18 protein-coding genes are annotated in these 24,728 nt (G+C 44.1%); 8 read left to right on the top strand and 10 right to left on the bottom strand.

Annotation, left to right across the window (positions count from 1 at the left end; translation table 11 throughout):
- Nucleotide 1: 1 nt before the first annotated feature.
- The 4 genes from DFP81_RS01365 to DFP81_RS18420 all read left to right on the top strand — a co-directional run bounded on the left by DFP81_RS01365 (nucleotide 2) and on the right by DFP81_RS18420 (nucleotide 3,747).
- Complete coding sequence (locus tag DFP81_RS01365) at nucleotides 2-1,132, top strand: sugar ABC transporter permease (RefSeq protein WP_115895961.1); 1,131 nt, start codon at nucleotides 2-4, stop codon at nucleotides 1,130-1,132.
- Between the two features lie 37 nt (nucleotides 1,133-1,169).
- Nucleotides 1,170-2,633 (top strand): xylulokinase, encoded by a 1,464-nt coding sequence (gene xylB, locus DFP81_RS01360; protein ID WP_115895960.1) that lies wholly within the window; start codon nucleotides 1,170-1,172, stop codon nucleotides 2,631-2,633.
- A gap of 111 nt (nucleotides 2,634-2,744) precedes the next feature.
- Nucleotides 2,745-3,404 (top strand): substrate-binding domain-containing protein, encoded by a 660-nt coding sequence (locus tag DFP81_RS01355; RefSeq protein WP_245959052.1) that lies wholly within the window; start codon nucleotides 2,745-2,747, stop codon nucleotides 3,402-3,404.
- A 19-nt stretch (nucleotides 3,405-3,423) separates the two neighbouring features.
- Entirely contained in the window at nucleotides 3,424-3,747 is a 324-nt protein-coding gene (locus DFP81_RS18420) for a helix-turn-helix transcriptional regulator (RefSeq protein WP_245959051.1), read from the top strand.
- 116 nt (nucleotides 3,748-3,863) lie between these two features.
- Here the strand turns inward: DFP81_RS18420 and xylA are convergent, their stop codons facing one another.
- The 3 genes from xylA to DFP81_RS01340 all read right to left on the bottom strand — a co-directional run bounded on the left by xylA (nucleotide 3,864) and on the right by DFP81_RS01340 (nucleotide 7,073).
- Nucleotides 3,864-5,183, bottom strand: a complete 1,320-nt coding sequence (gene xylA, locus DFP81_RS01350) for a xylose isomerase (protein WP_115895959.1) — start codon at nucleotides 5,181-5,183, stop codon at nucleotides 3,864-3,866.
- Nucleotides 5,184-5,428: 245 nt separating this feature from the next.
- Nucleotides 5,429-6,622, bottom strand: coding sequence for a formaldehyde dehydrogenase, glutathione-independent (gene fdhA, locus DFP81_RS01345; RefSeq protein WP_115895958.1), 1,194 nt, complete (start codon nucleotides 6,620-6,622; stop codon nucleotides 5,429-5,431).
- A gap of 124 nt (nucleotides 6,623-6,746) precedes the next feature.
- Entirely contained in the window at nucleotides 6,747-7,073 is a 327-nt protein-coding gene (locus DFP81_RS01340; protein WP_115895957.1) for a hypothetical protein, read from the bottom strand.
- Nucleotides 7,074-7,501: 428 nt separating this feature from the next.
- Between DFP81_RS01340 and DFP81_RS01335 the strand changes: the two genes are divergently transcribed.
- Entirely contained in the window at nucleotides 7,502-11,389 is a 3,888-nt protein-coding gene (locus tag DFP81_RS01335) for a CHASE domain-containing protein (RefSeq protein ID WP_115895956.1), read from the top strand.
- A gap of 310 nt (nucleotides 11,390-11,699) precedes the next feature.
- Here the strand turns inward: DFP81_RS01335 and DFP81_RS01330 are convergent, their stop codons facing one another.
- The 5 genes from DFP81_RS01330 to DFP81_RS01310 form a co-directional block, all read right to left on the bottom strand.
- Nucleotides 11,700-12,635, bottom strand: coding sequence for a LysR substrate-binding domain-containing protein (locus tag DFP81_RS01330; protein ID WP_115895955.1), 936 nt, complete (start codon nucleotides 12,633-12,635; stop codon nucleotides 11,700-11,702).
- 22 nt (nucleotides 12,636-12,657) lie between these two features.
- A complete protein-coding gene (locus tag DFP81_RS01325; protein WP_115895954.1) occupies nucleotides 12,658-14,223 on the bottom strand; it encodes an MFS transporter in 1,566 nt (521 codons plus the stop codon).
- A 2-nt stretch (nucleotides 14,224-14,225) separates the two neighbouring features.
- Nucleotides 14,226-15,368 carry an HlyD/EmrA/EmrK family protein gene (locus tag DFP81_RS01320; protein ID WP_115895953.1) on the bottom strand — a complete coding sequence of 381 codons (1,143 nt, stop codon included), beginning with the start codon at nucleotides 15,366-15,368 and terminating at the stop codon, nucleotides 14,226-14,228.
- Nucleotides 15,369-15,649: 281 nt separating this feature from the next.
- A complete protein-coding gene (locus DFP81_RS01315; RefSeq protein WP_245959050.1) occupies nucleotides 15,650-16,327 on the bottom strand; it encodes a TetR/AcrR family transcriptional regulator in 678 nt (225 codons plus the stop codon).
- A gap of 51 nt (nucleotides 16,328-16,378) precedes the next feature.
- Nucleotides 16,379-17,662: an NAD(P)/FAD-dependent oxidoreductase gene (locus tag DFP81_RS01310; protein WP_115895952.1), complete on the bottom strand. Its 1,284-nt coding sequence runs from the start codon at nucleotides 17,660-17,662 to the stop codon at nucleotides 16,379-16,381.
- 326 nt (nucleotides 17,663-17,988) lie between these two features.
- Here DFP81_RS01310 and DFP81_RS01305 point away from each other — a divergent pair, with 326 nt between their 5' ends.
- The 3 genes from DFP81_RS01305 to DFP81_RS01295 all read left to right on the top strand — a co-directional run bounded on the left by DFP81_RS01305 (nucleotide 17,989) and on the right by DFP81_RS01295 (nucleotide 21,850).
- Complete coding sequence (locus DFP81_RS01305) at nucleotides 17,989-19,329, top strand: glutamine synthetase family protein (RefSeq protein ID WP_115895951.1); 1,341 nt, start codon at nucleotides 17,989-17,991, stop codon at nucleotides 19,327-19,329.
- A gap of 70 nt (nucleotides 19,330-19,399) precedes the next feature.
- On the top strand, nucleotides 19,400-20,524 hold the full coding sequence (locus DFP81_RS01300; RefSeq protein WP_115895950.1) for an extracellular solute-binding protein: 1,125 nt from the start codon (nucleotides 19,400-19,402) through the stop codon (nucleotides 20,522-20,524).
- 312 nt (nucleotides 20,525-20,836) lie between these two features.
- Nucleotides 20,837-21,850 (top strand): LysR family transcriptional regulator, encoded by a 1,014-nt coding sequence (locus DFP81_RS01295; protein WP_115895949.1) that lies wholly within the window; start codon nucleotides 20,837-20,839, stop codon nucleotides 21,848-21,850.
- Nucleotides 21,851-21,916: 66 nt separating this feature from the next.
- Here DFP81_RS01295 and DFP81_RS01290 read toward each other — a convergent pair whose 3' ends face one another.
- Nucleotides 21,917-23,302, bottom strand: coding sequence for an MmgE/PrpD family protein (locus tag DFP81_RS01290; RefSeq protein WP_115895948.1), 1,386 nt, complete (start codon nucleotides 23,300-23,302; stop codon nucleotides 21,917-21,919).
- Nucleotides 23,292-24,719 (bottom strand): aspartate ammonia-lyase, encoded by a 1,428-nt coding sequence (locus tag DFP81_RS01285; protein WP_115895947.1) that lies wholly within the window; start codon nucleotides 24,717-24,719, stop codon nucleotides 23,292-23,294. The genes DFP81_RS01290 and DFP81_RS01285 overlap by 11 nt, the downstream gene beginning before the upstream one ends.
- Between the last annotated feature and the right edge of the window lie 9 nt (nucleotides 24,720-24,728).

Genomic DNA, 24,728 nt, shown 5'->3' with positions numbered 1-24,728 from the left:
TATGTTAAAAACAATAAAAACCAATCAATTGCAGCTGTTGGCGATGTTAACCGCAATGCTTCTTATTGTGCTGTTCTTTTCTTTTGCGACCGATGGTGCGTTTATTTCACCTCGTAACGTGTCTAATTTATTTCGCCAAACTGCCATAGTCGGGGTGCTCGCGATCGGTATGGTATTTGTCATTATCAGTGCAGAGATCGACCTCTCAGTTGGCTCTATGATGGGCCTATTAGGTGGTATCGCGGCGGTATTAGACGTCTGGCTGCATTTTCCTATTATGCTCACCATCCTAATTACCATTGGCACAGGCTTGTTGCTGGGATTATTTAACGGCTGGTGGGTTGCGTATCAGAAGGTGCCTTCTTTTATTGTGACTTTGGCAGGCATGCTCGCGTTTCGTGGCATTTTAGTAGGGTTAACTGATGGTGCCACCGTGGCGCCTACTACCAGTGCATTGGGGGTGATTGGCCAGAGTTATGTGCCCACTGGATGGGGTGTGAGTTTGGTGTTGTTATTGTGCCTTGGGGTCATTGCAAAAGTATACCGTCGTCGTCAGGCCAAGCAGAAACATGGTGTGGTCAATGATTCTGCTAAATTCGAATACCTTAAAGCCTTAGTGTCGATTGCTGTTTTACTCAGTTTACTGGCGATATTAGAAGGGTATCGAGGCATTCCGACACCGATTCTGATCATGGGTGTGCTGATTTTGGTGGCGGCTTATATCGCTAAAAGAACCGCTTTTGGACGTCGTGTGTATGCCATTGGTGGCAACATTGAAGCGACGAGAATGTCAGGTGTTAATGTTGAGCGAAACAAGATGTTTGTGTTTGGCTTCAACGGCATGATGGTGGCGGTGGCGGCGTTGATTTTAACCTCACGTTTAGGTGCTGGCTCGCCTGCAGCTGGCAATATGGCGGAGTTGGATGCGATTGCTGCATGTGTCATCGGGGGCACCAGTCTTGCTGGCGGTGTTGGTACTGTGTTTGGTGCCATTATGGGCGCCTTGATTATGTCGAGTCTGGACAATGGCATGAGTATGCTCGATGTGCCGACGTTTTGGCAGCTGATCGTCAAAGGTGGCATCTTGCTGCTGGCGGTGTGGTTGGATGTGAAAACGAAAAAAGCCCAGTAATACGAGCATTCATCGCATAGCTTCAAAAGGACATCGTATGTATTTAGGAATTGATCTTGGTACTTCTGGGGTAAAAGTTATTCTGCTGGCAGAAGATGGGCAAGTGATCGCTAGCCAAACGGCACCGCTTAGCGTTTCTAGGCCTCACCCTTTGTGGTCAGAACAAGACCCTGAAAGCTGGTGGCAAGCCACAGATAAAGCCATGTTAGCGTTAGCGGCGCAACATGATCTGAAGGCGGTCAAAGCAATTGGTTTATCTGGGCAAATGCATGGAGCGACATTGTTAGATAAGCAACACCAGGCGCTAAGGCCTGCTATGTTGTGGAACGATGGTCGTGCTTTTCAAGCCTGCCAACAGTTGCAGCTCCAGTGTCCAGAAGTACAGGCAATAACCGGCAATTTGGTGATGCCAGGTTTTACTGCGCCCAAGCTATTGTGGGTAAAAGAAAATGAACCAGAAACTTTTCAGCGCATTGCAAAAGTATTATTGCCAAAAGATTATCTGCGCTGGCGCATGAGTGGCGATTTTGCGACGGACGTTTCAGATGCGTCAGGCACCCTATGGCTTGATATGGAAGAACGAGCCTGGAGTGAGCGAATGCTACAGGCAACAGGGCTGACAATGGCGCAGATGCCAAGGGTTTATGAAGGCAGTGAAATCACCGGTGAGCTAAGTGCCGCCGTGGCCAAGCGTTGGTCCCTGCCTTGTGTGCCAATTGCTGCTGGTGGCGGTGATAATGCAGCCGGCGCAGTTGGTATGGGCGTTATCCACAAAGAAGAAACTATGTTGTCGCTAGGCACGTCTGGAGTGATTTTTTCAGTCAGTGATGGCTTCACTGCAAACCCTGACGCGGCTCTGCATAGCTTTGGTCATGCGCTGCCTAATACTTGGCACACCATGTCGGTGATTTTAAGTGCGGCAAGTTGTGTGGATTGGGTCGTGCGGCTGACTCGATTTAGTAGCGTCGCAGAAGCTTTTCAGGCGCTAGAAAAACAGCCTAAGAAAAGCCAATTTGAGCCATATTGCAAGGTGGTTTTTTTACCTTATTTAAGCGGTGAAAGAACCCCCCATAACGACCCAAATGCAAAAGGGGTTTTTTATGGATTAAGCCATGATACTCAGCCGCTTGATCTGTTTCGTGCAGTACTTGAAGGGGTTTCATTTGCATTACTTGATGGGCTTGATGCGGTGAAGTCTGTGCAGCAGGTAAGTGACAGTATTGATGTGATAGGCGGCGGTGCGCGAAGTCATTATTGGCTGCAATTACTGGCTAACGTATTGGCAGTGCCGATGGACTATCGAGAAGGTGGAGAGGTAGGGCCATCATTAGGTGCGGCGCGACTTGCAGCGCTTGCCGTACAGGGGGCGAGTGGGTTAGAGGATATTTGCCGTAAGCCTAACCGAATCGCTCGCTTTGAGGCGGATTTGACTTATCAGGATTATTATCAGGAAAAGCGTCAGCAATATCAGTCTTTGTATCAGCGGGTAAAAGGGCTTTAGTGATGCACTGCCCCCGCTTTTCTTTTTTTATGATCTGGCATAATCTCAAGTAAGTACCTGTGTATGATAAAACACCATCATTGATAGCAATAAAAAAAGAGATGAATGTGTATGTTCGAAAAACGATATCGGCTTAATCTCGTCTTTAATGCAAATAAAGTCTATGACCGTCAAGTAGTAGAAGGCATTGGTGAGTATTTACAAGCGGCTCAATGTGACTGGGATGTTTATTTTGAGGACGATTTTCGTTCCCGATTAGAGGGTCTGATGCACTGGCAAGGTGACGGTATTATCGCCGACTTTGATAATCCAGAGGTGGAGGCAATTCTAAAAGAGTCGACCATACCAACGGTTGCGGTTGGTGGCTCATACACACACAAGAGTGATTATCCATGGTTGCCATATGTGGCGACGGATAACGCGGCTTTGGTCGAGCTTGCTTATGATCATCTGAAAAAAAAGGGGCTAACAGAGTTTGCTTTTTATGGTGTACCCAGTACGCCTTACAGTCGTTGGGCGGGTGAAAGAGAGAGCGCCTTTGTTGAGCAAGTGCGATCTGATGGCTACCAACCTTATGTGAACCTTGGTCTTCCAACGAGTGCAGAATCTTGGCAAACGGCGCAACATGATTTAGCCAGCTGGTTAAACAGTTTGCCTAAACCCATTGGTATTGTTGCGGTGACGGATTCACGGGCGAGGCATTTATTGCAGGCCTGTGATCACTTGAATATTATGGTGCCAGAAGAAATCGCGATTATCGGCATTAAATGACCCTTATGTTATTCAGGCGATGCACTTTATTCGCCACAATGCGTGTCGAGGGGTGAAGGTAGCCCAAGTGGTGGATTATGTCGGTTTGTCTCGGACTAATTTAGAAACTCGGTTTGTAGAAGAAATCGGTTGTTCGATGCATGAGCAATTGCATATGACGAAGTTCTCCCGTGCTTGTGAGTTGGTTACGGCTACGAATCTTGCCTTTGATGAGATTGCTCGTACTTGTGGTTATCCATCGGTGCAATACATGTACACAGTGATGCGAAAAAATGTCGGAATGACACCTAAAGAGTACCGAATTTCGTCGCGTCTTGGCAAAGAGCAAGGCAAAGAATTTTAACTCAATAAAGCTTCCCCAATATCGACAGCGAAACTATGTAAGAGGCACTGCTAGGTGCGTTTTTAGTAGGCCTCAATGCCAACTGTCTTCACAAGTGGGCATTGAGGCGTGTCGCTTTACCGATAAATATACCCATTTACGATGTTTTCTAGCATTTCCTGACGACCAGAAATTGGACTTGGGTTAATGTTGTTTCGTAATGCGTAGTCAGCAAGGTCTTGTAATGAGTGCTTTCCTGCTAAAATATCTTGGCCGAGGGTATGCCCCCAGCGGGCGTAACGTTGCTCTACCAGTGCCGCTAATTGGTCGTCCTCAAGCATTTTTACCGCTCGCTCTAGCGATAAGGCGAGTGTGTCCATGGCACCAATATGGGCATGGAACATGTCCTCAAGATCAATGGATTGGCGACGTAATTTAGTATCAAACATATAGCCGCCGGTTTTAAAACCGCCTGCTTTTAAGATCTCGTATGTGACTAGCGTGTATTCTTCTACGCTGCTTGGGAATTGGTCGGTATCCCAACCAAGTTGCGCGTCCCCTTGGTTGGCGTCAACAGAGCCTAATATACCTAGTGAGCAGGCGGTGGCAATTTCATGATGAAAACTATGGCCTGCTAAAGTGGCGTGGTTGGCTTCAATATTTACCCTGATTTCATTCTCTAAGCCAAATTCTTTTAAGAAACCATAGACAGTGGCAGTGTCATAGTCGTATTGATGCTTGGTGGGCTCAGCGGGTTTTGGCTCAATTAATAGGGAGCCTGTGAAACCAATTTTGTATTTATGGTCAACCACCATTTGCATAAAGCGACCTAGCTGCGCCCGTTCGCGTTTTAGGTCAGTGTTGAGCAGAGTCTCATAGCCTTCGCGGCCTCCCCAAAGTACATAGTTAGCTCCTTTTAATCTTTTGGTCGCATTCATTGCATGAAACACTTGAGTTGCGGCGTAGGTGAAAATTTCAGGGTCTGGGTTGGACGCGGCGCCCGACATATAGCGTGGGTTCGAGAAGGCGTTTGCGGTGCCCCATAATAATTGAGTGCCGGTCTCTTCTTGCTTGGCTTCTAGTACATCAATCATGGCCGAAAAGTTTGCTATGTATTCTTTTATGGAATGCCCTTCTGGGCAAACATCCACATCGTGGAAGCTGTAGTATGGAATTCCCAGTTTGCTGAAAAATTCGAATGCCGCATCCGCTTTCATTTTAGCCGCTTCCATTTCATTTGTTGGTTTGTGCCAAGCTCGATCAAAAGTATTGGCGCCAAACACATCGCTGCCTTGCCAACAGAAGTTATGCCAATAACATGCTGACATGCGTAAGTGTTCAGCCATGGTCTTTCCCATTAGCATTTTATTGGCGTCATAATGTTTGAAGGCGAATGGGTTAGAGGACGTTTTCCCTTCATACTTGATAAAAGGGACGTTTTCAAAATACTGGCTCATGCTGAACTCCTAGCTTGTTATTGTTTTAATGATGCCTTTATCTTTGATGTTTTTTAAAAAGCCAGCAATTACGAAATTTCTTCGTTCCTTTATTGATTTTCCATGCTGAGGTCGTGCGCTGAATAATGCTGCTGAGCGAGTGGTTGCTTAGAGGGGGAGAAAAATAAAAAGCGCTTTCCCTAAGGAAAGCGCTGTTCTCGTGTGAGTGAGCCTGAGGTTGTTGTTTTTCTGTGCACGGAGAGCGTTTAGCTCACCATTTTATGCGGGTCGATAACGAACTTTTTAGCCGCTCCGCCATCAAAATCAGCATAGCCTTGCGGTGCTTGATCTAAGGAGATCATTTGTACATTGACGGCTTTAGCGATTTCAATCTTGTCGAACAAAATGGCTTGCATCAGTTGGCGATGGTATTTCATCACAGGGCATTGGCCGGTTTGCAGTGAGTGAGATTTGGCCCAGCCAAGGCCGAAGCGCATACTCAAGCTGCCTTGCTGTGCAGCCACGTCGGCCGCTCCCGGATCTTCTGTTACATACAAGCCAGGTATGCCAATTTGCCCCCCTGCACGGGTAATTTGCATTGCTGAATTTAACACTACAGCGGGAGATTCTTGGTGATGGTTGCAACCGCAAGCGTGCGCTTCAAAGCCGACACAATCGACAAACGCATCCACTTCGCGTTCGCCAAGTATGGCTTCAATTTTGTCTTGCATGTCGCCTTCTTGTTTCAGGTCGATGGTTTCACAACCAAAAGAGCGAGCTTGGTTTAATCTGTCTTCTACCATATCGCCAACGATAATACAGGCGGCGCCTAGCAGTTTTGCTGAGGCCGCAGCGGCCAATCCAACAGGGCCAGCTCCAGCAATATAGACGGTTGAACCTGGACCAACACCAGCAGTGATACAGCCATGGAATCCAGTTGGGAAAATATCAGATAAGAGTGTTAAATCCTGAATTTTTTCGCGGGCTTGGTCTGCGTTAGGGAACTTTAATAAGTTGAAATCAGCATAAGGCACCATGACGTAATCGGCTTGTCCACCCACCCAGCCGCCCATGTCTACATAGCCATAAGCTGCACCGGGACGGGCAGGGTTAACGTTCAGGCAGATGCCTGTTTTGCCTTCTTTACAATGGCGGCAGCGGCCACAGGCAATGTTAAAAGGCACAGAAACTAAATCACCAACCTGTATAAACTCTACATCGCGGCCACATTCGATGACTTCGCCGGTAATCTCATGCCCAAGCACTAGACCATTTGGAGCGGTAGTGCGGCCTCGAACCATGTGTTGGTCGCTGCCGCAAATATTGGTCGTGACGACCTTAAGAATAACGCCGTGATCACAACGACGTTGGCCAATGGCAAGTTCGGGGAAAGGAATGGCTTCTACTTTGACGGTGCCGTTACCTTGATAGACAACACCACGGTTTGCATGATTATTCATATCGACATCCTGTACTTATTGTTATGAGAGACTAGATGCTATGCACCTTTCGACAGAATAGGCCTATCTGTGGTTAAAAAGTAACCATTAGCGACGTGAATACTACTCATTTGCGCAATCTTTTCTAATTTACGCCCATGGGTATTTGTGTCCAATCAATATCTAAAATGCCTTTACTGCAATCTCTCATTCGCGTTTCTTCTCGCGAAGTAAGGGCGGCTAAGCTCTCTCCTTTAAACCAGGCGGTGATGTAGCTGCACTGGTCCTTGCTGATGAAATCTGCATATTGCCAGGCTTCTGTGGTGCCATTAAATGATCGCCTTTCAGGTGTCCCCATGATCTCTGACACCTCGGTTTTGCCCATGCCGACTTGTAAGCTCAGTGCCTTTTGATTAATCAAACTGCAACTGGTTATTAACGTGGCTATGAATAGGGTAAAAATCAATCGCATACTGCCTCCAGATTGAATTGTGTATGGTGCATTATGACATAAGGTCACTATTGTGTTAGTGAATTGAATCCACTGTATTGTAAATGTTTTTTATTGTAACCATGCGCTTGATAAGGGATTTAAAAGGGTAGATTTCGTCTATAGTTAGCGCTTAACGGTATAGCCAGATGGGTAAAGCCCCGTTTTTTGAATGTTTGTTTTTGTAACCAATTAAGTCAAAGCTTGAGTATCGCTTTTTATAGTAAAGGCTAATTAAGAGGCAGAGCGTGACTTTGTCTTTGATCCAAGTAAGGTGCGAATAAGTCGTCTCAGCCCCGAAGGGCTTGTTGGTACCCTCCCTAACTGACGTTGTCTCTTTTCTTGCAAAGTAAGAGATGTGGTGATTTCACAGATAGCCCATTATTGGGGCAAATAAGGTGATGCTTAGGATGAAGAAATGGAAGTTCTTGTATTCGATCAATAGTCAGTGGGTTTTAGCGACTCTACTTGTCGGTCTGTGCCTTACTATTTTGGTGACAGAACAGATCAAGACAAACAATGAAGTTTTTATTACTAAGGCGGTTCAGCAAGCGTCAGACCAAGCAGTGAAAACGGTAAATGATCGTATCAGGCTTTATCAGTATGGCTTACGCGGTGCGAGGGGGGCTATTTTAACGGCGGGAGAATACAGTTTGTCGCGGCGAGTGTTTATGCGCTATAGCTTGAGCCGAGACACAGACCAAGAGTTTCCTGGCGCTCGTGGCTTTGGTTTTATTCGCCGTGTTCAACCTTTTGAAGTGGATCGATTTGTTGCTCGTGCTCAACAAGATGGCTGGTTGGACTTCCACATCAAAGAGTTAGCGCCGAACTCTGGTGAGCGTTATGTGATTCAATATATTGAGCCAGTGGCCCGAAATTTACAGGCTGTTGGGTTAGATATTGCCTCTGAGGTTAATCGCAGAAGCGCCGCTAAAGCCGCTATAGAGACAGGCAAAGTGCATCTCACAGGTCCCATCACTCTAGTGCAAGCAACGGGTAACCCTCAGCAGTCTTTTTTGATTCTAATGCCGATTTATAACAGCGGCTCAGTTCCTAGTACTTTACAAGATCGCCAAGACCGAGCGTTTGGCTGGAGTTATGCGCCATTATTGATGCAAGAGGTGATGGCAGACTTAGGTTTAGACACCAACCAAGTGCATTTAGAGCTCTTTGATATTACTGATCCAGGCAAACGAGAGCGCTTTTATAACAGTGATTTCAGCCAACCTCACGGTCTGTATCGGCAAACTAAAGTGCTTTCTATTTATGGTCGCTCTTGGGAAAGCCAGTTTTCTGTCTACCCTTCCTTTATTGAAAATCTTAACCTACCAAAACCGCGAGATATCTTTGCCATTGGGGTGTTGATTAGTTTTTTGAGTGCCGCCTTGTTAGGGGTTTTTGGTGTCAGTCGCCAGCATAGAAAAGAGGTGATCTCACAGCAAGCGAAGATTGCCGCCATTGTTGAAAGCTCTTCTGACGGTATTATAGGAATTACTTTAGAAGGGATAATAACCAGCTGGAACCAAGGTGCTGAGAAAATCTTTGGTTATCCGCAAAGCGAAGTTTTGGGGGAGTCGGTATATCAGCTATTAATACCTGAAGCTTTCTATAAAGAGGAACGTAAACTCTTTGAGCGAATCAAAAAAGGTGAAGAAGTATCGCACTTTGATACCTTAAGAAAGGTAAAAGGGGGAGGGAAAGTCGCGGTCTCTGTCGCAATCTCACCTATTTATGGCTCCAGTGGTTATGTGGTAGGCGCATCAAAATCGATTCGAGATATTTCCCTACAAAAAGCCGCAGAAGCGAAAATCCATGAACTAAACAGTACCCTAGAAACTCAAGTAAAAGAACGAACATCTGAGTTACAAAAGCTAAACCTTGTTCTCAATGACGTATTGAATGCCTCTTCTGAGATCGCCATTATCGCTACGGATATTAATGGCACGATCAGCTTATTTAATTCCGGCGCACAACGCATGTTGAAATACACTGCCGATGAGGTCGTAGGTCACTTAACGCCTGTTCATTTTCATTTACCTGAAGAGTTGGCGCAATTAAGAGACAGTTTGAGTGACAATATTCAAGAAACGATAGACTCTGATTCCGCTTCGCTTTTCTATCATGCGCTGCATCAGGAGTCCGACAGTCGAGAATGGACCTATATTGATAAATATGGCAAGCAGCTTGATGTCTCTGTTGTGATCACACCAATGCACGATAACAAAGGCGCGGTGATCGGCTTTTTGAACATGGCGATTGATATTACCAAGCAGAAAAAAGCCAACGCTGAAATTGTATCGGTGCGAGACCAATTATTAATGGCGGCCAATGTGGCGCAGTTAGGTATTTGGACATGGAATGTAAAAACGGATGAGTTGGAGTGGAACGACATGATGTTTCAAATTTACCAACAGCCGTTAAGCCTGAACCAAGAAGGCCTGATGTACCAGCATTGGGTTGAGCGTTTGCATATAGATGACAAAATATTCTTTGAGGAGGTGCTGCAAGAAGCCATTGTTGGTGGTGGCAAGATTGATCATATGTTTCGCATTGTTTTGCCTGAACAAAGGGTGCGCTATATCCAGGCAAGGGCTTATATGGAGCGAGATAGGCAAGGAAATGTGATAGCCGTCACCGGTATTAACCGGGATATTACGCAAGAATATGAACTTGAAACTTGGTTAAGACGAGCTAAAGAGGAAGCCGATGCAGCCAGTTTGTCGAAATCAGAATTCTTAGCCAATATGAGCCATGAAATTCGTACACCAATGAACGCTGTGTTAGGTATGTTGCAATTAGTGCAGCGCACCGCATTGGATTCTCAGCAAGAAGACTACATTACTAAAGCCCATGTGGCAGCCACATCTCTTTTAAGCTTGATTAATGATATTTTGGATTATTCCAAAGTAGATGCCGGCAAGCTGGAAATCGAACACGCACCGTTTGAAATGAAGAAGCTTATCTCTCAGTTGGATACGCTGCTTTCAGGTCTAGTCATCAATAAAAATGTCACGCTTCGCTATGAAATTGATAACAATATACCGGACTACCTAGTCGGTGATCATTTGCGGTTATTGCAGGTGTTGACCAACTTATGCAGTAACGCATTGAAATTTACTTTAGAAGGGTCTGTAGACATTGTTATCTCTCAAATTTCTGCTCGCGCTGATGCCGCGTATTTGCAATTCAGTGTGAGAGATACAGGTATAGGGATTGATATTAGTCAAAAGGAAAGCATCTTTGAGGTGTTTTCTCAGGCAGAATCATCTACCGCTCGTCGCTTCGGAGGATCGGGTCTTGGTTTGGTAATCTCCCGCCGTCTAGTGCGTTTAATGGGCGGCGAGCTGATGGTTGAAAGCGTGCTAGGAGAAGGCAGTCATTTTTATTTTTCTTTGGCATTACCCAAAGTAGACGAAAAAGAAAGCAAGGCGATTCATCAGCGCCTCAGTGCTGTAGCTTCATTGGTGGGCACACATCGATTGCAAGGGATGAGCCTTCTTGTCGTTGAAGATAACGCGTTAAATCGACAAGTTGCTAAGGAGTTGTTAGAAGCTGAGGGAGCACGTGTGACCATGGCTGAAGGCGGAGAAGAAGGGGTTGCCATGCTTGATGAAGCTGGAGCAAAGGCGTTTGATTTGGTGTTGATGGATATGCAAATGCCCAATGTAGATGGTTTAGAAGCGACGCGAAGAATACGACGTGACGTACGTTTCACCCAGCTTCCTATTGTTGCTATGACGGCCAATGTGTCGAAAGCAGATCAAGCGGCTTGTTTGCATGCCGGTATGAACGATCACCTTGGTAAGCCGCTAGATATTGAATTGATGATAGCCGTGATTAGAAAAAATGTGGGCTGTTTAGGGGCAGAAAATCCCCCTGAGCTTCATCTTCAAGAAACACCCAATGAGCCGTCTTGTCAGACGGTAGAGACACAAGATCGGGTTGAAGATAGCCGCTCTATTTTGACGCGATTTGCTGAGAATCGTGAACTTTACCAAAGCTTAAGGGATAGTTTTTTACAGGAGACAGAAGGCTTACTGAATACGTTTGAGCTGGCGTTAGCAGAAGGCGATGTGACGCAATTACAGAAAATTTCACATACATTAAAAGGCTCCACTGGCACCATGGGGCTTAAAGCTTGTTCTGATGAAATCGCACAAGTTGAAGCAGAGCTTAAAAAATCAACGAATGATAATGTACTAGAGAAAATTACAGTAACCTTGGACCTTGCGGAGTATCGTCAGCAAGTAAAAGAAGATTTAGAGAAAGTGTTATTGGAGCTATCTAGCTGTGCATAATGTTGGCTGCGCAAAAAAATAAAGCTCTTTCATTTTGTTACGAAAGAGCTTACGAGGGTATTTATGGACAGAAAAGGTTAAGCAAGGTTTTTCTTGATCGTTTGCACGAGATTGGTGACGGCCAATACAGAAAAACTGCCAAGAATAATAGCCAGTGCCGTTAGGTTTAATGCGTCATCTAATATAAAGTTTTCCATCTCAGCTCTCCTCAGTATTGTTTTTAGTGCTGGAATACACTAAACCACGTAATTTGTTGATAATCCACATTTTTTACACAAATATACAAATAGAAGACACAGTGTAACCAAGCTTATGTGAAAAAATTATTGTCAAAGGAGGGGGCGGTTAGTATCTCAGGTAGGTGCAGGATAAGGTAATCAAGAAAAGCGCGTGAAGCTGGGTTCATTCCTTTTCTTTTTGAAAACACAGCGTAGATAACCTGAGCTTTCGTAGTCCACTCAGGCAGTACATGGAGCAGCTTGCCGTTTTCTAAACTGTGCGCGGCCACTGGGTTTGGCAGCAAGCCTAAACCAATGCCTTGAACTGCGGATTCTAATTGCACCCAGCGATTAAAGCAGAACAGTCTAGGATGATGCTTGATAATACAATGACTGCCTTCAGGACCGAATAATTCCCACTTATATTCACTTTCTCGCCGCTCTATCTCGTTGCAGAGAGTTGGCATTCGTACCAATTGATTAGGGTGAGTCGGAGTGCCGTATTGCTCGATAAAACTAGGACTTGCCACCAGAATCATTTTGGTCGTTGCTAATGCTCTTGTGATTAAACCAGGCTCGTTATCAATTGATTTTGTTGAGCGTAGTGCAATATCGATCCCTTCTTCAATCACTTGAACGTGTCGATCTGTGGCATCAAGAGAGACAGAAATTTTAGGATATTGCCGCATAAAATCAGGCAGCAATAGAGATAAATGATGTTGTGCTAAAACGGTGGGGCAACTGACCTTTACTATACCCGATGGCTCGGAGCGTAAAAGCGCCACAGAGTCATACGCAGACTGGCCTTCTGACACCATGTTAATGGCACCTTCGTATAGCTGTCGACCCGCTTCAGTGAGGGAAAATTGACGGCTATTACGTTGAATTAATTGCACACCGACTTTTTCTTCAAGCTGGGCCACACGTCGACTTAGCAGTGATTTAGTAATACCTGAAGCGCGTTCTGCTGCGGTGAAACCACGGTTTTCTGCGGTAAGGTAAAAGTAGTAGATGTCATTAAAATCCATGTTTTACCTGATAAAAAAGAAGTTAATTAAGTCGTTTTTGAATGAGCATAATCACAAAACCAATGATGCCAACAAAAAACAGCAAAGTGAAATAATCAATCCCAGCTAACAATATAGATTGTTCATTGAGTAAACTTTCGATCCAGCTAAAGGCTATTTTTTGCGCCACCACTGAATCCGTGTGCTTGGCATATTGGTCAGCGACTTGTGCTAAGGTTTTTTGGTAAATGGGGTTGTGGCTGGTAACGCGATCATTGAGCAAATCATAATGAACGGTAGTGCGCCATTGTAACCCAATACTGGCCAGCGCAACCCCCATAGATTGGCCGATTTGGGAGATCATATTTTTAAATTGTTGGCCGTGTGAAAACATCACTTCATTGTTTTCTAATTCGCCAAATGTTTTCGCAGCGGCAGTTGCTTGCAGAAAAATGCCGAACACACCGTATAGCACAATACATGGCAGGATATAGGTTTGAATGTCTGTGCTAGAAGATAGCCGTGACATCAGGTAGCCGTATGCACAGATACAGGAAAAACCAATGAGGAAGTACTTTTTGCCATTGGGGCTTTTAGGAAGGCATTTTAACTGAACCCAGGCGCCAATCACCATGGATGTTAACCCCAGGCTATACCAAGTGCCAACAGTGCCCCAACCAAAGCCTAATCCTTTTTCCAATACCTGGGGCAAAAAATAGCTATTAGATCCCATGATTAAGTAGCAAAGAAAAAATACTAATATGCCAGAACGGAATCTTTTATTATCCAGTAGCGGCTTCATAGAAAGCAGTGGTGCTGCATGCTGGTGGCGTATCATGCTACGAAAAAAATAATAAATACTGGTTAACCCCAAGAGTAAAATGACGCTGACTAGGATGGTATTGCTGTAAAACTCATAGCTGCCTGAGTCTAATGCGTAGAGGGTTAAAAATGAGCCAGTGGCAAGTGCCATCAAAAAATAAGGGTGAGATTGGCTACGCAATGCTTCCTTAGGGGGAATGCCAGGAAGGCAAAATGATGCACTCGCAGCCGCTAAAATACAGAGCCCCAATAGAACAAGAAACAGATAATTCCAAGAAGCGTAAATAAACAAACAGGCTGACAGAAAAGGCGACAGCGCCATCCCAATGGTTAAGCCATAGACATAGCCTTTTAAGCCTTTAAAGCGTAAAGGGCCTGCAGGTAACAGAGTGATCATAGTGCGAGCGCCACTCATAAAGGCCGCACCCCCAACCCCCATAGTGACATGCCCAATCAAAAACTGACTAAAATTTCGGCTACTAAAGCAGACGCTACAACCCAGAAAAAAGATGAGGATTGAAGTTAATATGTAACGCTTCCATCCCATTCTCTCAACTAACCAGCGTTGTTTGGAAATAGTCACAATCGCCACTGCAGCATAAGCTGCAGACGTTAGACTGTACTCTTGAGGTGATACTCCTAACTCTCCCATCAGAGGAGACGCCGCAAAGGCGATCATTCCCACTTGCAAGAAGTTAATGATCATAAGCAGGAAAATAGTCGTAACCATTAACCACTCATGGGACAAATCGGGTACGTATCTGTGCTGAGCAATGCGTCTAATCATGGTTAAACGTTGTCTTTAATGATCTTTTGGATAATAGCGTCGACTTCCTTATCGTTATGATCAAAGACATTCGTACGCCATGGTTGGGGGTTGCCAGAAAGCGTACCTAATGCTGGCTTACCAGCATTTTCTGTATTGACGTCCACATGCATTGAAAGCCCAGGGCGAAGTGGGTGTTGTTCAAGCTCTGTTTCGTTTAATACGATTCTGACAGGAACGCGCTGTACAACCTTTATCCAATTTCCCGTTGCATTAGATGATGGCAGTAAGGAAAAGGCGCTACCCGTTCCGGGCTCAATGCCCAGCACTTTTCCATGGTAGACAACATGGGAACCATAGACATCCGACTGTAGAATGACATCTTGACCTGCGCGAATATTCCCAATTTGAGTTTCTTTGAAGTTCGCGGTAACCCAAACGCCTTTGAGCGGGATGACCGACATTAAATTGCTACCTGCGCTAACGTACTGACCAACTTGCACGCTACGTTGTGCGATATAACCCTCTACTGGTGCGAGGATTTTTGTTCTGTGTAAGGTAAGCCATGCGGTACGTAATGCAGACTCCGCCTTTAATACATCAGGGTGAGTGAGTACCGTGGTGTTGTCTACTTGTGTTTTGCCTGCATCATACGCTTTTAGCGCAGCGTGATAGGAGGCTTTAGCACTGGTAAAGGTGCTTTTATAGTGGCTTAAATCTTCGGCAGAAATAAGATTGTCTTTACGCAGTTGAATGCGGCGCTGGTAATCATGTTTAGCCTTGTTCAAGGCTTCATAAGCAACATCGACATTGGCTTTTTCTTCTTCTAATGTGGCAAATTCATTACGCACCGTACGGATGGTGCTGGCAAGATTTGCTTGCGACTGCTGCAGCGTTAATTGGGCATCCAGTGGATTGATCTGGACTAGGGTGTCGGCTTGATGTACTTGGCGGGTATTGTCCGCCATGATATCTGTGACAGTCCCGGATACCTGAGACATCACGCTAACGATATCTCCAGCAACATAAGCATCTTCTGTTGTTTCGTGAAATTGGCCTAGTAATGACCACCAAAAATATAGCCCGACACCGCTTATGATGCTCAAAAAGGATAATAGAACGAGTGTATTTTTCTTTTTAAGGGTGTGTTTTTCGATCTTGGTCATGCGCTCTTTGTGCTCGTGGAATATAGTCTAGAAGAGGGTAAGGGCGCCTAGAGTAAAAGGATTGGTTGGGGAGGGCAATCTCGAAAAATGAGATTCAAAATCTCATAAATAGGACGACGCTTTTTGTCTCTTTATTCCTTATTTTTTGCGATAAATCATTGGTTTAAAAACTATTTCAGGGTTAAAAAATAGAAATGTGGCATAAATAAGAATAAGAAAAAATATAGAATGTGTTGTATATAAAACAAACAGCTGTTTTTTAACGCAGAAAAACGGCCATCTTAGCGCTCTTGCGAGTTGCTAAGATGGTGGGCTAAAAGGCTTTCAATCATTCTTTTTAGATCATTGAGAGTGCGCTTTGCGCGGTTTTCATTTTGGTTAACAACCACGAGAAAAGTACTGTGTGTCACTTCAAGGTAGAGGCGGGCAATACGCTCTCTTTCACGAATATGTCGCTGTAGGCCAATACGCTTGAAAACTTCAGACATCTGACGAATCACTAGGTCGTCGTGTTGTGCGTCCAGTTCGCGCAGCTCCTTCACAGAAAACATAGCTTGAACCAAGGTCAAAATGGCTTTTTGCTTTTTGTAGGTTTTTAGATGAATAGCGAGAATTTTGTCGATCAGCTCGCTGAGTGCTAACTCCTCTAAGGGCCAGCGCAGCACTTCCATAAAGACGGCATCGATACTTTCTAGCCAGCGACTACCCATGGCATACAAAATAGCGTATTTATTAGGAAAATAGTGATAGAGAGAGCCAATAGATATGCCGACTTCTTTTGCTATGATAATGGTATTTAAATCATCTAAACCAACCCGCTCTAAGAGCTCACCGGTCACATCAATAATTTGTTTTGAGCGGCGAATTGAGCGACTTTGCACCGGTTCATTACGTGGTGCTAGATCTTGTTTTTGACCGTCATCTGGCATCACTGTGTTTTTGCTGCTTTTGTTCGGCATAGTCTAACCTTTATGGGTGCAGGGCGCTGCTATTGTACCTTAGTCGCAGGATTAGGATAAGCGATCTCGCAATGAGTAATAGAGCATACCGGCCACGAGTCCAGGCCAGCGTAGCAGGGTCCCGCCAGGGAAATTTGCGCTAGGTACCTTGGAAAAAACATCGAACCTTTCGGCGGTTCCACTTACCGCTTCTGCCATCAGTTTGCCGCCTAATGTGGCCAGAGCAACACCATGACCTGAATAGCCTTGTGCTAAAAAGACATTTTTTTCTTGATGGCCAAAGTACGGCATGCGGTTGAGCGTTATCGCCAGAGTGCCTCCCCAACTAAAATCAATATTGGCACTTTTTAGTTCGGGGTAAATACTCACCATGTGCTTTTGAACAAAGGCGCCTATGTCTTTAGGAAAGCGCGAGCTGTAGTTTTCACCTCCCCCCCACAACATGCGTTTGTCCGCAGAAAGGCGAAAGTAGTTAATCACAAACTTGGAGTCTGCAATGGCCACGTCTTGTGGGTTTATGCGGCTATACACTGCCTCAGGTAAAGGTTCGGTTGCTATCATGAAGTTATTGATTGGCATTATTTTCTTTGCGGCATTTTGATTCAAGTTGCCAAGGTATCCATTGCAAGCAAATAAAAGATATTTCGCCTTTACAGTGCCTTTTGATGTGCGTACCGATGGGTTGTCGCCCGCTTTATAATCAATAACTTGGGTTCTTTCATACAAGGTTGCACCTTTCTCTAGCGCTGCTTTGGCTAGCCCAAGAGCATAATTGAGTGGGTGAAGATGGCCCGCGTCACGATAATATTCACCACCATGAAAGTGCGTGGTGCCGAGCTTTTCTGCCACCGCTTGGGCATCAAGATAGTCAACTTTATCGTATCCTAGATGGTTTCTTTTGTAGTCCACCGCATTGCGGATATCGTCCACATGAGAGGCTTTTGAGGCAACGTGCAGTACGCCAGGTTTATAGTCACAGTCTATACGATATTCTTTGATCAAGGCTTTGACTAATTCTACCGACTCGAGTGATAACCGCCAGAGCAAGTCTGCCGCGTCTTGTCCTGCTTTCTTTGTTAGCTCAGCATGGCTCATATTATGCCCTTGGCAAACTTGTCCGCCATTGCGGCCAGATGCCCCTGAAGCAATGACATGACCTTCTAAAAGAGTGACTTGAAAGCCTTTTTCAGCCAAATGAAGGGCGGCAGACAGCCCAGTATAACCACCGCCGATAATACATACGTCGGTTTCAATATCGCCGCCTAATGATGGAAAACTAAGGGTTTGATTCGCGCTGCTAGCGTAATATGACGCTTCAAAACCATGGTTCTTCATAGCCTATCCCCAATTTAAGTAAGCAAATTTTGCTGAATTTTCAAATATACCGATGTTCGCTAGAACTTAATTAAAACCGAATAATAATTCAATTAAAAAAACCATATTATGTGATATACAGGCTTTTTATTAAATTTTTGTTGATTTTTTGATCATCATTAAATAGGGTTTAATTCGAGTGATGATTCGGTTTTTTGTTTGTTAGTTGATCACACAAAAGGAGAAACACTCTGACGACTTTTGGGTTGCGTTTGTTAACCCTAAAAGAAGAACGTGCAGAGTTTTTCATTGATAAATTCACGGTTAATTTCTACAAAAGGTGATGTATGGGTGTCCTAGAGGATTTCCTTAAAGCAAATGGGATTACAGAAATTGAGTCTACGCTGCCTGATATGACGGGGAATGCGAGGGGTAAGTTTTATCCTACGCGTAAGTTTTTATCCGAGGAAGAGGGGCGCTTACCTGAAACGGTTCTGGTGCAAAGTGTGACAGGGGATTGGGCTTATAACCATTATGACATTGTCGATGCTCGCGATCGAGATATGATCTTAGTCCCTGATACCAATACCTTGCGCATTGTTCCTTGGGCCGATGAGCCGACGGCGCAAGTGATAAATGATTGCTATGACACGGATGGCAAACCACACCCATTGGCCAGCAGAACCATTTTACGACATGTCTTAAGTTTGTTTGAAAAAGAGGGATTGCGGCCTGTTATTGCGCCGGAAATGGAGTTTTATCTGATCCAAAAAAACAACGACCCCGATTATGAATTAAAGCCAGCAGCGGGGCGTTCTGGTCGCAGGGAAACGGCACGCCGTTCTTACAGTATCGATGCGGCGAACGAATTTAACCCAGTGATTGATACCTTATACGCCTATTGTGAAGCGCAAAACTTGGATGTAGACACTTTGATCCACGAGTCCGGTGCCGCGCAAATGGAAATTAACTTTTTGCACGGCGATCCGCTGGATTTGGCTGATCAGGTTTTTGTGTTTAAACGAACGATGCGCGAAACAGCAATTAAGCATGATATTCACGCTACCTTTATGGCCAAGCCAATGCAAAATGAGCCTGGCAGCGCAATGCATATTCACCAAAGTTTGATTGATATTAAAACGGGCAAAAATATCTTCAATGATAATGGTAAATACAGCGAAGCCTTCTATAACTACCTAGGCGGACTGCAAAAATACACGCCTAATGCGATTAGCTTCTTTGCACCGAATGTGAATTCATACCGTCGTTTTGCGCCCGAAATGGCGGCACCGGTAAACATGAAATGGGGCATTGATGATCGCACCGCAGGGTTGCGCATACCAGCATCATCGCCAGAAGCCTTTCGTATTGAAAACCGTTTTCCTGGTTCCGATTGCAACCCTTATTTGGCGATTGCGACAAGCTTGGCGTGCGGCTATTTGGGCATTAAGGAAAAGCTTCGTCCGACAGAACCATCGGGTGAAGAAGCTGCCATTGAAATCGAGGAAATTGAGTTGGCACGAACCTTGGAAGAAGCACTGCGCTTACTAGAAGACTGCCCTGAAATCTGCAACATCATGGGTCAGCAATTCGTGGATGCCTATATTGGCGTTAAACGCAGTGAGTTTGAAACGTTCAATAAAGTGATCAGTTCTTGGGAACGTGAGCACCTTTTATTGAATGTATAGTTGTCATCGTGAATTGATATTGAGATAGCAAAGACAGACACTCTACCACCACAAAGTGAGGCATACAGGTATGAAAAGCGCTTTATCCCATTCGTTTAAACGTATTATATCGCCATTGGCTATGATGGCCGCCGTGGCCACGCCTATAACAGGTTTGGCACAAGAAGAACTGAAATTCTTTAACTGGTCAGATTACATTGGTGAGCATACGATTGAGAATTTCGAGAAGCAAACTGGCATCAAGGTGGTGGCGGATGTGTTTGATAGTAATGAAGTGCTCGAAGCCAAGTTGCTGGCTGGCAGCTCTGGCTATGATCTAGTGGTGCCAACCGCTTCTTTTATGGGGCGTCAGATTCAAGCTGGGGCGTTTCAAAAACTGGATAAATCTAAGCTGCCTAACTTGAAAAATATCGATCCAGAATTGCTCTCATATTTACAAAATGCTGATCCGGGCAACCAATACGGTGTGCCTTATTTATGGGGCACGACCGGCATTGGTTATAACAAGAAAAAAGTCGAAGAAGTGTTGGGCAAAGACGCCCCGGTAGACAGCTGGGACTTGGTATTTAAACCTGAAAACATGAAGAAATTACAGCAATGTGGTGTCATGTTCTTGGACTCGCCTGATGAGCTTTATCCACTGGCGCTAAACTATCTTGGCATGGACCCAAATACCCGTAATCCGAAAGATTACGCCCTCGATAGCCCAGCGGTAAAACTGCTTGATTCGGTTCGCCCTTATGTAAGCCAGTTCCATTCTTCGGCTTATATTAGCGCGCTGGCAAATGGTGATATCTGCGTCGCCATTGGTTGGTCTGGCGATGTAATTCAAGCGCAAGATCGTGCTGCTGAGGCAGATAATGGCGTCGAGGTTGAGTACAGCATTCCAAAAGAAGGTACGCAAATTTGGTTTGATATGTTGGGCATTCCAAAAGGGGCTAAGAACACAGATGCCGCTTTGGCCTTCATTAATTATTTAATGGAGCCGGAGGTTATTGCTGAAGTGACCAACTATGTCGCGTATGCGAACCCGAATCTAAAAGCGACGGAACTACAAGACCAAGAAATCTCAAACAACCCAAGTATTTACCCTTCCGCAGAAGTGAAAAAGCGCTTGTTCACGCAAAAGCTACGTGGTCCTAAAATTGACCGGCTAATGACGCGTTTATGGATGCAGGTCAAAACCGGGCAATAAATAGCCCATGGTGAGCCTGTTATTAATTCATGGTAATCACAAACACCCCCAGTAAGCGATTGCTGGGGGTGGAGGTAGGAAACTGGTGAATATTAGCAGTTATTTCCTGTAAGAACAGAATGTGATGGGTGTTTTTTTAGGAAATCAATAAAATGATTATTGAGGTGGTTTCTTGTAGGTCTTATCGCAGGTCGTTCTGTTTCACTTTTTTTAGAGACTTGATCCATTTAAATGCATCACTTAAGTAAGACTGCAAGACGATATCGATAGGGTGTTGTATTATTTGTAATAATATCTTATTTGAGAGTGTTTATGCCTTTAAATTCACGAGATGAAATCCATTCAGTTTTATATAGTTCGACATTAAATGTGTTTCTTGCTGTCTGCCAATATAGGAGCTTTACTAAAGCGGCTAAAGTACTTAATTTAAGTCAGTCTTCAGTGTCTCAAAATATTCAGAAGTTAGAAGAGAGCCTTGAGGTTTTATTGTTTGATAGAGATGTAAGACCAATTACACCAAAGCCTGAGGCAATCATATTACAAGAGCTTTTGGAGAAACAGTTTTTTGATATCGAACAAGCTGTGGAAGAAATACGTGAAAGGAATGAGTTAAAGCCTATTGTGAAAATTGGGGTGATTGATTCGCTGTCTTCGAATATTGCTCCAGCGTTGATTCGAATGCTCTCTGGGCAAACTCGTCAGGTCTCAGTGTTGAGTGGTATTTCTCCTAATATTGCAAATGATTTAATTAATAAAGAAGTAGATATAATTATAACCTGTGATTCTTTGGATGGTGTGAATGGTTTAAGTCGATATTTTTTATGTCAAGAGCCTCATTTATTAGTATTGCCAAAAAAATCAGAATTAGTAGGTGAAAAAATAAGCTGGCAAAAACTAATAAATTCGGATTTATCATTTGTAAAGTACTCAACGCGTTCTTCTTCAGGGCGTATTGCGGAAACACACTTTTCTAGAATGAGGATGACTGTACCAAGTCGAGCAGAAGCGGATACGACCAGTGTTGTGTTATCAATGATAGAAGATGGTTTAGGGTGGGGGCTTTGTTCTCCTCTATGCTTGATGCAGTGTTCTAATAAACTGGAAAAAATTCATATTCAAGCAGCACCGCAGCCATCTTATACTCGGGAAATTTACGTGATTACTCGAAAGAATGAATATCAGCCATTAGTTGAGTCAATACTAGCGCAATGTGCGTTTCAGCTGAAAACTGTATTGCTTCCTGAAATAATGAAAAAATTTTCTTCCATCAATAATGAGATTGTTATTGACAATAATGCAATAGAGTTGATCGATAAGATAAAGTGATGAAATAGGGGGTTACTTCCCCCTTTATTTGTAAAAGTAAAAGCTTTCTAGTTAATTTTGTCTGGATTAAAAACAAAGCTGGTTGGTTATTTTTTTTATATCTTTTACTTTGTCAAGTTGGTAAATGTCTTTTAATAGTAATTCCGCTTGCTCTCTTGTTATTAGTTCATGACAGCAACTCAGAAACTTTGCATTAAACTCATTATCAGAAAATGGCTTCTCAGGATTCCCATGGGCTAAATTGTTTTCGAGATAAATTTCCTCACCGGATACTTTTGTAATCCATATTTTGACAGGTGCGGTTCCAATAAAACCCAGCCTTGCTAAATCTTGGTCTACTCCCATGGTAATGCGAGACATAAGCTCTTGTATATGAGGTGATAGAATAATCTCATCTGTAAACTCAGAAAGAGTAATTTTTCCATAGGTTAGGGCGCAGGCCAAAGAAAACTGAATTGAAAACCTTGCCTCGGTAGGAGTTTTAGGCTGATCACAAACAAGTTCTTTAGGGCCAAGCAAGCTTACACCACAATGTATAGAGGCAATATCCTCTATAGGGGTAGGGTTTTTATTAAGCCATTCTAATATGGCGTCACAAGCAGGGTGATTGCCACTGCAATTAGGGTATTTTTTAAAGGCGTAACCTCTATGTGTTATATCCCAAGGGGATCCGAATAAAACGGGCTTTGCCATGTTTTTTACGATTTTTGCTAGTTCACTGCTTGCATAGCATTGAATAAAACCATCTTCATCTTCTAGTGCGGTAGGTGAAGAGTTTATGCCGCTTAATGTGAGGCTGACGGCTTCAAGCCCTGCTTTAGCAGACATCCCTGCGTGATAAGGCTTAGCTTGAGTGCCAAAGTTACTTCTTATACCGCTCGACTTAGAAAGTGCAAGTGCCATACATAAAGCGGATTGCTCCTTCGCTAATTGTAGTAGTTGGCAGGCTGCTGCTGCAGTGCCAAGTGTGTAAAAAATTCCGGTTGTATGCCAGCCATTTTCAGACGCTTCTGGCATCATAAGGTCGGCTATTTTATGAGCAACTTCTAAGCCTGCAATGTAGGCAAGTAGTGTTTGCTTACCCGTGCAGTTATATTCTTCCGCCAAACTTAAAATTGCTGGGAAAATAACGGTTGTGGGATGTCCTATAGTTGACCAACTTGTGTCGTCAAAGTCCAAAGCGTGTCCTGATGCCGCATTAATTAATGCGGCATTTTCTGGGGCCATTTTAATCTTACGGCCAATCACTGTAGCAGTTTTCCCCCAGTTTCTTTTTTCTGCCCAAGCAAATAGATTTTGTGCAACAGGCTGTTGACTACCGGGAATGGAAACGCCGATATAGTCTAGAATAGCGCGTTTAGCAGATTCGGTTACGTCCACTGGTAGCTTTTCGTATTCTAGGTTGGCTAGAAAATTAGCGGCCTGATTCAATATAGGGGTGTTAGTGGCCATCTTTGGTGCTCCGTTTTTTGCTAAATAATTGATTGAAGCGGTGGGGCGAGGTCATCATTAATGGGTCTAAATATGTTTCAGCTTCTGATTTAGACATGAGCTTATTTTCGATAACTACTTGTTTAATTGTCTTACTTTCAGCTTCTGCTTGTTTCGCCAGTCTTGACGCTGTTTGATAATCAAACAGCGTTGCGATAACGGTCGATAGCGCTAACGATTGTTCCGCATCTGTTAGGCACTTTTCTTTATTAGCGATAATGCCATCGACGCACTTTTCCATAAGCAGAGGAATGCAAGAAGTTAAGAGATTACAAGATTCCGTTGTACAATTAAGAATAAGAGACTCCCAAACATTAAGGTCTAACTCCCCTTCGCAAGCACGGCTAATGGCGACGTCATTGCCTAAAACACGAAAATATACCTGCATTGCCATTTCGGGAACAACTGGATTTACTTTACCTGGCATAATAGATGAACCGGGTTGTACTGCAGGTAGTGTTATTTCACCTAAACCAGCGCGAGGCCCAGAAGACATGAGGCGCAGGTCTCCAGCAAGCTTATGTAGGTTAAGTGCAACAGCTTTTAGAGTTGCTGAGATTTTTAGCCATAGATCCGCATTTTGTAATCCATCGAAAAGGTTCTTTTCTGCTCTCCACTGAATAGAAGTGGTTTCTTCTAGGGTTCGGTAAACCCATTCTTTGTAGCCAGGGAAAGTCCCAAATTCAGTCCCTACTGCGGTTGCAGATAAAGGAAGTTCTAGACAGAGTAATTGAGCCTGTTGAACATCCTTAAGCATTCTAACAAATGCATTTCGATAGCCGCTGAATTGTTGTCCGAGAGTAATTGGTAACGCATCTTGGAAGCATGTACGCCCCAGTTTGACGATCTCGTTAAATTCAGCCTCTTTTTTCTCTAATGATGTAATGCAATGTTGCAAAGCCTGGCAGAGTTGGAATAATGAATGATATACCGCCATTTTCATTGCAGCAGGGATCACATCATTTGTTGATTGTCCCATATTGACATGGGTGTTTGGGTGTACATTGTCATACCCTTTGCTACCAGTAAGTATTTCATTAGCTCGGTTTGCTAGTACTTCATTCACATTCATGTTGGCAGAGGTACCGCCTCCGCCATGGTAAATATCTATAATAAAATCTTGGCGATCCGGCTGTGTTAAAACATCATCGGCTGCCTGACAGATAGCCTTACACACAGAGTTATCTAATGCTCCTATTTGATGATTTGCAAGAGCGGCAGCCTTTTTAATCTGAACAATACTTTCTACAAAGTAAGGAATGTCGAAAATTGTTTTACCTGATACAGAGAAGTTTTCTTTAGCGCGAAGTGTTTGAATCCCATAATACAGTTCATTTTTTATTTCTCGTTTACCTAAAGCATCATTTTCAATGCGCATCGTGAATCT

The sequence above is a fragment of the Marinomonas pollencensis genome, from assembly GCF_003387375.1.
GTDB lineage: Bacteria > Pseudomonadota > Gammaproteobacteria > Pseudomonadales > Marinomonadaceae > Marinomonas > Marinomonas pollencensis.
The sequence above is the reverse complement of the archived record's forward strand: the minus strand, read 5'-3'. Positions and strand labels throughout refer to the sequence as shown.

Excerpts from the sequence above, each read along its gene's own strand:
- DFP81_RS01290 (WP_115895948.1), bottom strand. The coding sequence starts at position 23,302 with ATGGCCACTAACACCCCTATATTGAATCAGGCCGCTAATTTTCTAGCC.
- xylA (WP_115895959.1), bottom strand. The coding sequence starts at position 5,183 with ATGAGCCAGTATTTTGAAAACGTCCCTTTTATCAAGTATGAAGGGAAA.
- xylB (WP_115895960.1), top strand. The coding sequence starts at position 1,170 with ATGTATTTAGGAATTGATCTTGGTACTTCTGGGGTAAAAGTTATTCTG.
- DFP81_RS01285 (WP_115895947.1), bottom strand. The coding sequence starts at position 24,719 with ATGCGCATTGAAAATGATGCTTTAGGTAAACGAGAAATAAAAAATGAA.
- DFP81_RS01315 (WP_245959050.1), bottom strand. The coding sequence starts at position 16,327 with ATGCCGAACAAAAGCAGCAAAAACACAGTGATGCCAGATGACGGTCAA.
- DFP81_RS18420 (WP_245959051.1), top strand. The coding sequence starts at position 3,424 with ATGCACTTTATTCGCCACAATGCGTGTCGAGGGGTGAAGGTAGCCCAA.
- DFP81_RS01365 (WP_115895961.1), top strand. The coding sequence starts at position 2 with ATGTTAAAAACAATAAAAACCAATCAATTGCAGCTGTTGGCGATGTTA.
- DFP81_RS01355 (WP_245959052.1), top strand. The coding sequence starts at position 2,745 with ATGTTCGAAAAACGATATCGGCTTAATCTCGTCTTTAATGCAAATAAA.
- DFP81_RS01310 (WP_115895952.1), bottom strand. The coding sequence starts at position 17,662 with ATGAAGAACCATGGTTTTGAAGCGTCATATTACGCTAGCAGCGCGAAT.
- fdhA (WP_115895958.1), bottom strand. The coding sequence starts at position 6,622 with ATGAATAATCATGCAAACCGTGGTGTTGTCTATCAAGGTAACGGCACC.
- DFP81_RS01305 (WP_115895951.1), top strand. The coding sequence starts at position 17,989 with ATGGGTGTCCTAGAGGATTTCCTTAAAGCAAATGGGATTACAGAAATT.
- DFP81_RS01335 (WP_115895956.1), top strand. The coding sequence starts at position 7,502 with ATGAAGAAATGGAAGTTCTTGTATTCGATCAATAGTCAGTGGGTTTTA.
- DFP81_RS01295 (WP_115895949.1), top strand. The coding sequence starts at position 20,837 with ATGCCTTTAAATTCACGAGATGAAATCCATTCAGTTTTATATAGTTCG.
- DFP81_RS01330 (WP_115895955.1), bottom strand. The coding sequence starts at position 12,635 with ATGGATTTTAATGACATCTACTACTTTTACCTTACCGCAGAAAACCGT.
- DFP81_RS01320 (WP_115895953.1), bottom strand. The coding sequence starts at position 15,368 with ATGACCAAGATCGAAAAACACACCCTTAAAAAGAAAAATACACTCGTT.
- DFP81_RS01300 (WP_115895950.1), top strand. The coding sequence starts at position 19,400 with ATGAAAAGCGCTTTATCCCATTCGTTTAAACGTATTATATCGCCATTG.
- DFP81_RS01325 (WP_115895954.1), bottom strand. The coding sequence starts at position 14,223 with ATGATTAGACGCATTGCTCAGCACAGATACGTACCCGATTTGTCCCAT.
- DFP81_RS01340 (WP_115895957.1), bottom strand. The coding sequence starts at position 7,073 with ATGCGATTGATTTTTACCCTATTCATAGCCACGTTAATAACCAGTTGC.